This window comes from Schlesneria sphaerica (assembly GCF_044336245.1).
Classification (GTDB): Bacteria; Planctomycetota; Planctomycetia; order Planctomycetales; family Planctomycetaceae; genus Schlesneria; species Schlesneria sphaerica.
The window spans coordinates 2,074,657-2,088,275 of sequence record NZ_CP172346.1 but is presented as its reverse complement, the minus strand read 5'-3'; the positions used below and the strand labels follow the sequence as shown (position 1 = coordinate 2,088,275).

The 13,619-nt window shown below is 54.2% G+C and carries 9 protein-coding genes; 3 read left to right on the top strand and 6 right to left on the bottom strand.

The features are described from left to right. Positions 1-246 precede the first annotated feature (246 nt). Positions 247-1,707, bottom strand: coding sequence for a DUF1501 domain-containing protein (locus ACGY09_RS07675; protein WP_397571085.1), 1,461 nt, complete (start codon positions 1,705-1,707; stop codon positions 247-249). A 551-nt stretch (positions 1,708-2,258) separates the two neighbouring features. Between ACGY09_RS07675 and ltrA the strand changes: the two genes are divergently transcribed. Beyond that, positions 2,259-3,896, top strand: coding sequence for a group II intron reverse transcriptase/maturase (ltrA, locus tag ACGY09_RS07670; protein ID WP_397571084.1), 1,638 nt, complete (start codon positions 2,259-2,261; stop codon positions 3,894-3,896). A gap of 122 nt (positions 3,897-4,018) precedes the next feature. Here ltrA and ACGY09_RS07665 read toward each other — a convergent pair whose 3' ends face one another. Further along, the gene (locus ACGY09_RS07665) at positions 4,019-4,909 is read right to left on the bottom strand and encodes an EcsC family protein (protein WP_397571083.1); all 891 of its coding nucleotides are present in this window, start codon (positions 4,907-4,909) and stop codon (positions 4,019-4,021) included. 459 nt (positions 4,910-5,368) lie between these two features. After that, positions 5,369-6,499 (bottom strand): transposase, encoded by a 1,131-nt coding sequence (locus ACGY09_RS07660; protein WP_397571082.1) that lies wholly within the window; start codon positions 6,497-6,499, stop codon positions 5,369-5,371. Between the two features lie 886 nt (positions 6,500-7,385). Between ACGY09_RS07660 and ACGY09_RS07655 the strand changes: the two genes are divergently transcribed. Then, complete coding sequence (locus tag ACGY09_RS07655) at positions 7,386-7,874, top strand: hypothetical protein (RefSeq protein WP_397571081.1); 489 nt, start codon at positions 7,386-7,388, stop codon at positions 7,872-7,874. Positions 7,875-7,916: 42 nt separating this feature from the next. On the opposite strand, the gene ACGY09_RS07650 is transcribed toward ACGY09_RS07655, so the two are convergent. Further along, positions 7,917-8,702 (bottom strand): IS5 family transposase, encoded by a 786-nt coding sequence (locus ACGY09_RS07650; protein ID WP_397571860.1) that lies wholly within the window; start codon positions 8,700-8,702, stop codon positions 7,917-7,919. Positions 8,703-8,927: 225 nt separating this feature from the next. Between ACGY09_RS07650 and ACGY09_RS07645 the strand changes: the two genes are divergently transcribed. Further along, positions 8,928-9,524 carry an SUKH-3 domain-containing protein gene (locus ACGY09_RS07645; RefSeq protein WP_397571080.1) on the top strand — a complete coding sequence of 199 codons (597 nt, stop codon included), beginning with the start codon at positions 8,928-8,930 and terminating at the stop codon, positions 9,522-9,524. A 352-nt stretch (positions 9,525-9,876) separates the two neighbouring features. On the opposite strand, the gene ACGY09_RS07640 is transcribed toward ACGY09_RS07645, so the two are convergent. After that, a complete protein-coding gene (locus tag ACGY09_RS07640) occupies positions 9,877-11,331 on the bottom strand; it encodes a DUF1501 domain-containing protein (RefSeq protein WP_397571079.1) in 1,455 nt (484 codons plus the stop codon). Between the two features lie 27 nt (positions 11,332-11,358). Then, positions 11,359-13,503: a serine protease gene (locus tag ACGY09_RS07635; RefSeq protein ID WP_397571078.1), complete on the bottom strand. Its 2,145-nt coding sequence runs from the start codon at positions 13,501-13,503 to the stop codon at positions 11,359-11,361. Positions 13,504-13,619: the final 116 nt, after the last annotated feature.

Below are 13,619 nucleotides of genomic sequence, written 5' to 3'. Positions count from 1 at the left end.
CGTGCTCGCGACGGTGCGGGACAAAAGGGGATACTTTTGCAGTGGCACTTTTCGGAGAAGGAGACGGAGACACGGCAAATCCTCTTCAGCACGCGATTTGATGTGGCGTGTCTGGTCTGCGGGTGTCTTTTTTCTGCGGTCGTCCTCGTCCGATGAATCCGGTAATGCAGGGGAGATCGATGCGATGGAAGACACACAGGATCTGCTCTTTGACGCGTGCGTCCGCGTGCTGTAATGCCTGCGACTTTAACCCAACAGTTCGCGAACGATGGTGCCACCAGAAACGAGCGGTACGGTGCGACTGGGTGACATAAGCAACTCACGCCGAGCGTCGATTCCTAACAGGTGGTACGCCGTGCAAAGTATGTCTTTGGGGTCAATTGGGCGGTCAGTCACTTCCGCCGCGGTCGCATCCGTCGCACCAATCGTGCGGCCTCCCGGTATTCCGGCGCCGGCGAAAATCTGGCTGTAAGCCCGGGACCAATGACCCCGTCCCGGTGCTCCGGAGCTGGTGATATCAAAATGAGGTGTCCGACCATGTTCGCTCAGGCAAAGAACGAGCGTGTCATCCAGCAGTCCGCGGGTGTCGAGGTCTGTTAAAAGAGTTGAAAACGCTTTATCGAATGACGGCAACAGATAGCCTTTCATCCGTGAGTGGTGGTCATAATGCGTATCCCAACTCTCGTCGGTTTGCCCGTACTCGTCCCAGACGACGGTGACAAATTTCACATCTGCCTCGAGGAGTCGGCGTGCTGATAGACAAGCCTGGCCGAAGAGTGTCATTCCGTAGTCCTCGCGTAAAGATAGTGCCTCACGGTCGATGCGCAGGGCGTCTCTGACCTTCGAGGTCGCGAGAAAATCGAGTGCGAATTCTCGTTGCCGCGTATAGCTAGTGACCGACGAGGCCCGTTGCAGGTGGGCGCGCTGCGCTTCTAGCTGGGTGAGCAATGATCTTCTGGTGTCGAGCGTATCGAGCGTGATTCCGTCTGCATCGCCCGCTCCAAATTGGAATCTCCCTTCGGGGGTGATTGCGCGGAATGGGTCTCCCAGCGGGGCCTCACCGTGAAACTCGGTCCACAATGGATCGAAGGAAGTGCCGAGAAAGCCGCCAAACGTCCCGGAACGCTTATTCGGCCGCGCGAACAGGCTCTGACGCCACGGAAGCATGACATTTGTCGGCGTCCCCCGGATCGGCGGTCGAAGGTCCCCCTGAGCGGTCAGATAATCAACGACACTCCCCAGATAGGGCCATTGGTCGGGATGTCGCTGACGACCTTCGATCAGTTCGGTGTTCGGGTTACCGGTGAGGGTGTATGACGCCGAATGGATGTTCCAGGGATGAGACATCGATCGAACGAGTGTGCAGCGATCGAGAACTCTCGCTGACAACGGTAGATGTTCGCAGACCCGGACGCCCGATATGCACGATTCGATTGCGTCGAATTCGCCGCGAATCTCAGCCGGGGCGTCGGGTTTAGGATCGAATGTATCCAACTGGCTCCAGGCACCATAAACGTAGAGCACGAGGCAGCGTTTCGCTCTTCCAAAGCCAGGCAGATTCGCCGTGTTAGAATCCTCGTTGGCCAGACCATTTCGAGGCCACTTGGCTCCAGCAACGCCGCAGAGTCCAAGAGCCCCGGTCTGCAACAATGCTCGTCGACTCAGTCCCTTTGAACATCTTCGCGCGGACCCGAGAACTCGCAACATCGCTGGATTCCTTGAGACGGCAATTTCGACTGAGAAAGATGACCTGTCCCGCGTCCGGCTCGGATTACGGAGGATGAATGTTGAAAGGTGCCGACGCAGTTTTGATGGCAGCAACGCGATTATCATCTCGAATTTTGAGGCGAGCAATAGAAGGTCCTACTGAAAACGCCCCTCTGCGAAAGTCCTGTAGCGCCATCGGAAGCTAAAGTGTCATTGTGATCTCCATCATGGCCGTGCTGGGTGGTTGCAGTGGCCCTACGGGAATCGCGGAATGGGCGGAACTGAAGAAGGACTTCCTGCTGGGTCTGCTCGACTTGCCTTAGAAAGATGCCACGGGGGCACAGTGCGCCGGCGCAAGCCGGAGGAAGGTAGCGAATGCAAGTTTCGTACAGGGTAAGATTTAGCCAATCGCCTTGGCCCCGAGTGATGCGTTGTGTCGGGAAACCGGCAGAGCGAAGCGTTCACAGGGGAAAGTCCAGGCTGTGTATTGAGCTCCGAGATCACAACTTTGCGAAGGCCGACCCTGTTGTGTCAAGGGGAAGGCAATAGTGGTGTCGAACGCTAATGGCGAGTCCGATTCCACCAGCACGGAGTCCCAGACCACACGCATGGACGGAAACTTTCCTTACGGAAGCCGGGAGATCCCGGGTACATCCATTTCCTCGGAAACGGATCGGTCGGAAAAGGCGCGATGCCACAATGCCGACATGCACGTGCCCGGGAAGTCAGACAGTTTCGTAGTACCAAAGAAGCAGGTGCACAACGCAGGACAGCCCACTGCAGCGGAACCTGTGGAGGAAAGGAGACTGACCGAGGAGAACGCCTCTCAGCCGCTACTGGTCCGGACACAGAGCCGGGAAGCTAGGCCGCGTGGGCTGCTGGGCGTACGAGAGATGGCAGGAAAAGACAAGAAGGTGCGGTTCAACAATCTGCTGAACCACGTGACTCCTGAGTTGCTACAAGCGAGTCTCTTTGACTTGAAGAAACAAGCGGCACCGGGCATCGACGGAGAGACGTGGGTCGAGTACGCCGAAAACTTCCAAGCGAGGATCGTTGATCTTCACGCACGGATTCATCGGGGAACGTATCGTGCCAAACCATCGAAACGAGCTTGGATTCCCAAGCTTGACGGCAAGCTGCGGCCCTTAGAGATCGCAGCCCTGGAAGACAAGATCGTCCAACAGGCCGTGCGGGTGGTCTTGGAGTGTATCTACGAAGAGGACTTCCTGGGTTTCAGTTACGGCTTTCGTCCTGGACGAGGCTGTCACCGGGCTCTGGATGCACTCAGCGTAGGTATCGAACATCAGAAAGTGAACTGGATACTTGATGCGGATATCCGTGGCTACTTTGACAACATCAGCCATGAATGGCTGCTGAAGTTTCTGGAGCACCGGATTGCCGACCGCCGACTACTACGGCTGCTCAAGAAATGGCTTCGAGCTGGCGTTTCGGAGGACGGCGAATGGTCCCCAAACACAGTAGGAACGCCCCAAGGCGCGGTGATCTCACCGTTGTTCTCGAATGTGTTCCTGCATTATGTGCTGGACCTATGGGTGGTTGCGTGGCGGAAACGGCACGCGAAAGGCGAGGTGATCATCGTTCGCTATGCCGATGATTTTGATCTTGGATTCCGTGAGGAGATCGATGCAAAGCGCTGCCTCGCAGCACTCACGGACCGGTTTACCAAGTTTGGCTTGGAGCTGCATCCCGAGAAAACGCGGTTGATCGAGTTTGGCCGCTATGCGGCCGAGCGGCGCTCAAAGCGCGGTGAGGGCCCCCCTGAAAACTTCGACTTTCTCGGCTTCACGCATGTTTGCGGGACGACGCGGAAGGGCGGCTTCACCATCCGCCGCATCTCGGCGATGAAGAAAGTTCGAGCGAAGCTGCAAGACTTGAAAGACAAGCTGAAACGAATGATGCACAACGATCTGGCGACAGTCGGATCTTGGCTCTCCCGTGTCTATCAGGGGTGGTGTCATTACCACGCCGTCCCTGGCAACTGGAAACGCCTGAATCAATTCCGGACAGCCCTCCAAGACCTCTGGTACCGTGTGTTGCGACGTCGGTCACAACGTGCCTGCCGGTTGACCTGGGTCAAGTCTACGCGGCTAAGCCGACGCTGGCTTACTAAACCGAAAATCATGCACCCTTATCCTGAAGTGCGTTTCGCTCGTCTTTATCAACGGTAAGAGCCGTATGCGGTAGTGCCGCACGTACGGATCTGTGCGGGGGGCGGTCAGCAATGGCCGTCCCTACCGCGATGCATGTGTTCACCGCCGAAGCTGAGTGAGACACCACAATGGAGCGTCCTTCAAGTAAGCTCGTCTCCCTCTGGGTAGCGGGGATCGAAGGCCTCTGCGGGTTCTACGGTTTCTTCGATCACACTTGAGCCATATTTTTCGGCGAGAAATCGTTCGCGATAGAGGAAGTACGCGGCACTGCACACATTTGACGTAAAGTATGCATTAAAGCCTCCCCCGATTGCAGCGCCAGTTACAGGAATCACCTGTGCTAACTTATCTTTCGTAAGGCGAATTCCGAGGGCTTTTGAAATTTGCTGGACGACTTGCACAAACGCATGTTGGTTCAAGTGTTCCCAAGTCCTCTTACTTGCTACATCCTTAGCGATCTTGACGAGTTGAGCCATTGCCATCTGTTTGGCTGCTGCATTCGACGACGACGCCAGTCCCAAAATATTCATGGCAAAAAGTCGCTCTTGCGGTAGCGTCAAGTCGAACCCGTAGTAGGTTGCATACTCGCCAATCGCCCGAAGATTCAGCATCAAAAGTGCAACGATATCCGCAGGAATTCCGGGTAGCCCCACGGCACCGGCCCCAGCTCCCTCAACCGCGGCAAGGGCCCTGTACTTTGCATCCAGCCAACCAACAAGCTTATCGATTTCTTCCAGTTCCAATTTTAAAACGTCCCTTGCATCACGGACTTCGTGTCCTTGCTTTCGGAATTCGTTATAAATCCAATCTTTCGGAACGCTCCAGTGGGCCAGGTCGTTGCAAACGCCAACGGCTCCTTGGACTGCATGTTTGATGGCGTCACCAAGCCCGGGCGTGGACAGGAGCATATCTCCAGCTTTGCTTAGCGGCCAATTTAAGGTCGTCAGGGCTCGGCTAAACCATCCAACATCTGGATTCTTCCATTTGTGGATAGCCGTGATTGCCTGTTTGTCATAGCCCGATGAAATCATGGAACGATTTTCAATTGAAAACAGGATGGGTTGTGAATGACGAGTGTCAGCAGAGTGTATCGAGAAGAATCAGACTTCGCATGAGTTCAGCGGTTGTGAGGGACAAAGCATCTGTGGCTGCAATGGCGTAGGCATTCATCCGACCTGACGCATGCGTTCGGGGTCTGAACAGACGAAAGATGCCCTGCTGCCTGAAAGGCAGCAACAGGTCAGCCCGGGGCAAGGCGCCGCGGCGAATGCCGCAGAGCGACGCCCCGGGTTCATTGCTAATAGCCGCAAGCCCTGTCAGGGCGACACAATCCTGCGCGGCGTAGACGCATTGAGGCTCGAAAGGAACTCAATGAACACAGGGTTTGGGTGGGGCTGATTCGTCGCAGAACCCTTTGCGGCACAGTTCATTCTGAGTCCACCGGTGACAACGACCTCCCGTCGAGGAATGGGACGGACAGGACTTCTGAGTCAGGAGAAGACTTCGCGGGTTTCACGGCGAACGTAGTGCCGGTGCTGGCCGATGCGACTGCGCGTCAGCTCAATCGTCTGCGGTCGACCGGCGACATTGTAGAATAGTCTGCCGAACTTTCTGACCAGGGCCAACCAGGCGTTGGCGTTCAGATCCAGCTTGCTGAGAACCTCTTTAAGCTCAGGCGATGTCCGACCGCGCTGTTCACGCGGTAGCTGCTTCGCCGTCCAGTGGAGCAATCGAAGATAGCTTTCCTGGGTCATCGGCAGAAAGCCTTTGTCGCTGCAGCGGGCTCCCGTACAGCTTGCGACTGGCCCCGTCTTGCCATTCCGCTCGTCCAGCGGCAATGGTGCCAGAAATTGATCGGCGGTTGACAGTTGCTTTGTTCTCGCGTCGTCGGTCTTTTTGACCGAACGGCGGGATGGTTTGCTCTCTGTCGGTGAACTATCGCTGGGACTAACGGTGTTGCGGAACTCTGATTGGTTCTGCTGAGTCTGAAGCCGGCGCTGCACGGAAGTGTAGTCACTGGTCTCCAGTCGATCGGTGATGGCCGCGCGAATCGGGTTTAAATCGACATAGGCAGCACAAGCGACGAGGGCCGCTTCATCAAGAAGACGTACCGCCCGAAATCGGCTTTGCCAGAATCGGCCGATCTCGTGGTCCTCGTGGTTAGCGCGCATCGCCACAGTCTGACACAACAGCCGCATCCACCAGCCGATATCGGACAACCGCAAGCGGATAATTTCCAGCTTACGAGGATCGTTCTGGATGAAGTCCAATTCGGCCTGATTCGGCTCCAGGGGATTTCCGTGATCATCCTTCCGGAGAGGGCACAGGTGCAACCATCGTCGAGCGACCTCCGCATTATCCCAAGTCGCCACCACGTCCGGACGAGACCGCAGGATCAGATGAAAGTGGTTCGAGAGAATCGCGAAGCCGAGCAGATCGATCCCGAAGCAGGCGGCATAGCGTTTGAGCAGATCTTCAATCCACTCTTTCCGGTGGTCATAATTCTTGCCGGTCAGGGAATCAGTTCCGAGAAGAAAGCACCGGCGAACAACCCGGTTCATCACATGCACAACCGCCACCTCGTCAGGCGCAAAGACCTCTGCACGAGCTAACCGAGCCATACTGTCCCCCTCCGTTTAATGACAACTACCACGATTCGTCGTCGTAAGATCCAAGCGTACCGACCTTGTGGACGCGCTGTCAACAGGATATGCTGTGTCCCCATCTGTCCCTCCAAAGCAGGCGGCATAGCATTTCAGTAGATCTTCAATCCACCCCTTCCGGTGGTCATAGTTCTTGCCGGTGAGGGAATCAGTCCCCAAGAGAAAGCACCGCCGGACAACCCGGTTCATCACATGCACAATCGCCACCTCATCCGGCGAAAAGACTTCTGCACGCGCTAACCGAGCCATCCCCTCATCCTCCATCCCCGAAACTCACATCGCGAAATGCTAGTTCGCGAGTTCAAAATACCGAACTTGTGGATGCGCTGTCAATCAGAGATGCTGTGTCCCTGTCATTTCCCTTATAATATTACCTCTCGCTATAGAGAAAGGTGGTGGACACGATATAATGGAACTGATTTCTGGGAAGCTTGGCGAGTAAATGAAGGGCAAATAGTCACTGAATTTGCGGAAGAAGGGTTGGTTGAAGACGACACTTACCAATGGCCAAATGACGACGATTGTACAATTGGCGTAATACAAGTCGATGGCACGTACGGATACGTCGAAGGAGCGATCCCTTCTCCTCCTATGATTTTCAGAAACCCAGAAACTTATGCTGGTGATACTTATTCGAGTAAAACTAATCCTGGTGTTGATATGGGTCACACACGGCACCATGATATTGTCGTTGGATGGGATTGCTGCGACTGAACTATAAAGGGTTGTGGGCAGCATGACTATAAATCGTCGTACACGTTTCGGTGGACTCTTGGTTACCGGCACAGCCCTAGGCGCTGTGTGTCTCTTGATTTCGATAAAAGTGTGGTGCACGAGGGAGTCTTTGCATGATAGCACTCGTACGACGACTTCTGTAGAGGAAGAGACGACGACTTCTGTAGAGGAAGAGACGACGACTTCTGTAGAGGAAGAGACGACGACTTCTGTAGAGGAAGAGACGACGACTTCTGTAGAGGAAGAGACGACGACTTCTGTAGAGGAAAGCATTCTTAGAAAGGTGAAGGCGGAACGGATGTGCGGAAAAAGGTTTGGGGACGCTAAAGAAGCTCTTGAGGATCTAATTCCGATCAGAATAGTTTGGAGCAATCAGACTTCCGCATCAAGACTTTCGTCTAAGATTGATCGGAGCAAGCGCAATTCGGTCATGATGATGACGTTTGAAGACACTAAGAACATAGCCTTCTTATTTGAGGTGGAGGGACTCGATGTGCGTGCCGGTAATGGAGTTATTCAATGTATTATTGTGTATCAGTCGGGAACATTGAACAAACGAGAGGAGCTAGATGGACGAGTAATACAACGCATTGAGTAAAAATATCGACTACGTAGTTGGCTTCTGACTTAGAAGAAGTCTTCAAACCCGATTTTGGTTAGCAAGCCTTCGGGTCATGAGTCCGATCATGGAGATCTGAATCATGGCTTCGCTGGTCTCGGGGTTATGCTCATAGTCCTTGCTATGCCGTCGGTGCCGAGCCAGCCAGGCAAAGGTTCGCTCCACAATCCATCGCTTTGGCAAGACGACGAATCCGCTGGTGTTCGGCGGCCGTAAGATCGTCTGCAAGATCCATCCGAATGACTCTTTGACCCACTTCGGTAGTCCATCTCGTCCATAGGCGCTGTCCGCAAAGATGCGGCGCAATCGACCGAACGGCTCGAGTTTGTGCAGAAGGTAGCAAGCGCCGTCCTGATCCTGCCAGGAGGCGGCATGAACGACGACTCCCCAAATGAGACCCAGCGAATCAACGGCGATGTGTCGCTTACGGCCAGTCACCTTTTTCCCTGCATCATAGCCTCTTTCCGCCCCTCCTTCCGCGGTACGAGTAGTTTGGATGTCTATGATGGCCACACTCGGCGTCGGCTTCTTGCCAGCCGCCTGACGAACCTTTCGACAAAGGGCTTCGTGGATCGAATTCCAGACTCCATCTCGACGCCAGCGCCAGAAAACGGTGTAAACCGTCTTCCAGTGAGGGAATTCGAGAGGCGAGTAACGCCACTGACAACCGGTTCGATTCAGGTACAGGATCGCATCCAAGATGACTCTGCGGTCCACAGGCGGTCGCCCCACTTTGGCCCGCTTGGGTAACAGTTTTTCAATCACCTTCCATTGCTCATCCGTGAGGCTGCTGGGACAATCCTTCATGATCGCTGTGGCTCCGTCTTCCTTGACCTGAGAATCCATGGATGCGGAGTCGTAGCGATTTTTTACGTTTCAGGCAATTTGAAGACTTCGTCTTAGTACAATCTCTTGCTCAGTCGTATGTTACGGCAATTGCATATTACGCTGTGAGACGGCGTAGAGATAGGTGGGAGCTGAGCAGGCTGTATCCCCAGCAACTCTCCTCGGAGATAGCCGGAGAAAGATTAGATGACCTTGAACCTTTTTCAATTGTCGCAAATCGCACGCGAATGCTTACATCAGTCCGGCTGGAGTGAAGACTCGCGTTTCGATGCTGATGTTTTTGCCAAGAGCAGAATCGACGTTAATATGCATGTGTCATCACATGCCATAGAGGTATGGCAGCGATTCGGACCATTGTGTTTATCTTATCCAAACAGAAGATCGCGAAACTCGTTTTACGAGTGGCAGTTTTTTGAGAGCCCGACGCGTGTCAGTCCAATTGACTGTGAAATGTACGAAAATGTACTTGGTGTCCCATTTACTTTTCTTGGGGTTGCTGGCGAGGATGGCCGCATGATCTATATTGATGCGATGGGCGCAGTTTACTCTGCAGATTTACTCAATGGTGGTGTGCTTCTGCGATACGGCGATAATATGATTGAAGCGTTAAATAATCTCTGTGAGTTTGATGCGCCCGCGGAGATTCTGGTTCCAGAGATAGTGATCAACGAACAGAGAAAGTTGCGTATGGAAAAGGGTCTGAGAGAACAGATGGAGCAGATTCGGGCGAAGGTTTTTTGGAAATTTTACGAAAACGATCGTAAGGGAGGCTCAGAAGAATGAATAGATGCAGGATGCGGGGAGACTGCATATCTGGGGCCCGTAAAGTCTGAGGTGGGTTGAGACGGCATTGAATATCAATTTTATGCCGCGCGGTAGCAATGAATGTTTGGCGAGGAACTGAGCGGGCTGTGTCAATAATAGATGCTGTGTCCCTGGCATTTCTGTCCTGCTATCACCTTTTCGAAAGCGTTGGCAGAATTACAGACGCGGCAAATCACGGCCCTGATGTCGGACGTTTCTTTCGAATACGCCCGACATCAGGGCTTAAGCCAACTTTTTGCCATCGGCAGTACCGGCTCGTACGCTGCGACATCAATCGATGAGTCGCAAGACGGGACCTGGATGCTGTGAATCAGCCCATCAGTTCAGGAATGGCTTTTCCATGATCAACGATGGGTGTTGGGCGTCCATTGAAGTCTCGGATCATGGTGCTCGGTGCGTCGATTCCCAGGTGATGATAAATTGTCGCCAGGAAGTCGCCGGGACCGCAAATTCTTTCAACGACATCTTCCCCACGCTTATCCGTGGCACCAATGACTCGGCCAGTCTGAATACCACCACCCGCCCAGATATTCGAGAATGCTCGCGGCCAGTGATCCCGCCCGGGTTGTATAGTGCCCGCAGGTGCGCTGGCATCACCGGCACCGGTGCTTGGCGAATATTCAATCTTCGGCGTACGACCAAATTCACCCGTCACTACGACGAGAACTTGCTTATCAAGGCCTCGATCATAGATATCCTCGATCAAAGCAGAGACAGCCTGATCATAGGCGGCCGAACGAAATCGCAGTGCATCGAATACGTGATGGTTTACCGCATGGTCGTCCCAGTTATGGACGCGACCACAAAGTGCACCGCTTAAGCTGGTCGTCATGATTTCGACACCTGCTTCGACGAGTCGTCGCGCGAGCAGTAGTTGTTGCCCCCACGAGTTACGGCCGTAGCGATCGCGCGTTCGTGGGTCTTCTCGACTCAAATCAAACGCTTCCTTCGTGCGGGGGTTGGTCAACAGCGTCATGGCTTGAATTTCGAATTCGTCGAGAGCGGCGAGTTCGGCGCGTTGGTCAAACGCTCGCTCGAGCGTGTCGAGATTCCGTCGCAAGTTGGAACGTCGGCCGAGTCGTGTCACTTCGCTCGTGTCAGCCAAACCAATATTGGGAACAGAAAATGACGGTGAATTGGGATCGCCCATCACGGTAAAGGGAGAGTACGCATCACCTAGATAGGCGGGGCCGTTATATTCCAGCGGTGGGTTAATACCGACATAAGCTGGCAAGGGATTCTGGCGGGGCTCGGCTTGCGAACGCAGGTAATTCGCGACCGTCATCCAGTCGGGATAGCGTGGTTTGGGCTTATCGCGCGTATCGGGATCCCCTGAAAGCAACTGCATCGACCCCGCAGGATGTCCGCCCGCCGTCTGCTGCATCGATCGTAAAACCGTGAATTTGTCGGCGATCGCCGCTTGCCGCGGAAGCAGTTCCGTAAACTGAAGGCCCGAAACTTTTGTCGAGATCGTGCTGAACGGACCACGATATTCGCTGCCGCTATCTTGCTTGGGGTCGTACGTATCGATGTGCGAACACCCGCCGGGCTGCCAAACCATGATCACAGCTGTCTTCTTCCGCTGCGCCGCTGTCGTTTCGCTTGCACTAAGAGTTCGCTGTGAACGGAGCTTTAAAACCTGAGGCAAACTCAGTGAGGCGAACCCCGCGATACCTGTCTGAAGAAAATGACGGCGACCCGTTGTCCGCCAAGCACCTGGTCCAGGGCAGCAGGAGGCCATTCTCGCAGATTGAGATTCAGTCATAAATCACCATGCATTCTGTTCAGAGACTTATTGGGCCGACGCTTCCTTGGGCTTCACGCGGATGGCGATTGGCTCGGATACGACGATATCGACAAGATCCACGGGACTCGCAATCTCGGTTACTTTCTTGAGTCGATCGGCTGCTGCGGCCACGGCAGCAACCGCGGATTTGTGTCGCGATACAGCGGCTTCAGCTGCCTGATCCGCTGCTGCCTTGAGATCTGCCGGAGCGGCCTTGGCATCTTCTGCCAGTTTTGCGGCAGTTGCGGCCAGTGCGAGCTGTTCTTGTTCCGCCTGTTGATGGGCATTCTGAGCGGCGATGACCATTTCCGCCTGCCGTCGATATTTCGCCACAGCACTTCCGTAAAAGCCGATGAGATAATCGCCTGGCGGAGTTTTCATTGCTGCCAGATCGATTGTTGCTTGCGAGAAGTCGGCTGTCAGTGGGACATCGAATGGAGGAAGATGTTCAAAACCCGCGCCAAACGCCTTCAACTGCATCGTGGCTCCCGAGAATTCGCAACGACGGATTTGAACGAGAGGAATTGTCAGCTTTTCACCGGCTGTCGTTTCCACGACATTCTTTTGACTGGGGGCGATCGTGAGCGGAGCGTATTCGATACCACTGACCGAAACGTGAACATCGGCTAACAGTCGCGGGCTGGGAATTTCGCTCCAAGAATCTGGAATCGGCCATGCCATGGATGCCAGTCGACAGGTTCGAGTGACCGTTGTCCCGTTGATCTGGGCGCTTCCCACAAAATTGGTTGTGGCGCGCGATCGAGGTGCGTCCTGATGAGTTGAAATCAGCATGACTCCCCGAGTTTTGCCCGCAGGAATTTTCAATCCCTTAGCGGTCACTCCTTCAGGAAGTCCTGTCATTTGCAGGTCAATTTCGCCGTCGAATCCATCGCGTCGAATGACGACGACCTCCATCGCCATCGTGCTACCGCCACGTAAGGCAATCGGCTTAGACAGGGCATTGCGGTCTCCATTCCGCAGTTCCATGTGTAACGCCCACGAGACAAGTGCAAAGTCGGGAGCTGCTTTGCGAATGATCAGGCGATAGATGTTTCTGGGGTCATTTCGAGTTCCGCCAAACAAATCCGAAAGCTGCAGTCGATGAATCCCGTCTTCTTTGATCTCGAGCTTCCCCAGGACGTCTGCGGATCCCGCATCGTAAGGAGGGCCATCATAGGCATAACCGTTACTGGAGACTCGTACAGGGCTCGGGATATCACTGAGCTCGGCGACATCCGTTAACATTTCGTTGGCTCCAGACCTTGCGACGTGCTGGACGAGAATGGCAGGATCTGTGGGCAATCCGAGGCGTTCCGACGCCACTTCGATCCACCAGATTTCACCCCTCTTCGCCTCAAATTCAAAAACGTCGACATCGGCTGCGGGAAAGAATCGTCCTGAAATATCGCACGGCAACGAGATCTTCTGAGCTTTTGAATGGTCGTTATTCGGTTCAACCTCAGTCAAAGTGGCCTGGTCAGGAAGATCTGTGGGAGGCCACGAGAATGAACTGACAGAACGAGTCGATGGATGCCGCACAACTGGCTCCCCAATTGCCAATTCTCGCAAAACGAGCCGATAGAAGAATGCAGGTCCGCCACCAAATGTCATCTCGTGAACCTTGATGACATATTCGCCGTCATGGGGAGCAATGAAGTCCAGCAGCCCACTGCGGCGCTCAACCAGCAGATCGTTACCGGAGGCGTCGGCGATAATCAGTACTGCGTCCAGTTTCGAATCGATGCCGCGCGATGCGCATTCTGCAACGATGCGCTGGCCTTGTTTTGCTTCGAACACAAAATAGTCGACGGCTCGGAGACTCATGACCGCGTTGCAAACCGAATTCAGTGGCAGTTTCATCGCGGTCGAAAGCGACGTGCACGGCTTTGTCTGGACGAATTCGGGCAATCGTCCTACGGAGAAGACTCGTGAGGATGAAATTCCCAAACGAGTCATCACTCGCGCTTCGTAGACATCCGTTGGACAGTCGCCTGCGATAGAGACAAGATATTTGTTTGGCTCTCTCTGTCCGTCGGCGTTGATCTTATGAACCGCAGTGATGCGTGAATCTGAGAAGATCAGCTCATCAGCTTCTTCGAGATTTTCACCACTGATCGTGATTTCGACCGTAGATCCCGACGTACCACCCATTGGCATCGTGGTCAATAACCGCGGAGCAGGCAGGCATACCGACTGGGCAACGAGGGTTGTGTTTAGCCCTACCAAGGCCAGACACAGCGATGATGCAAACGCCAGTTTGCATACGC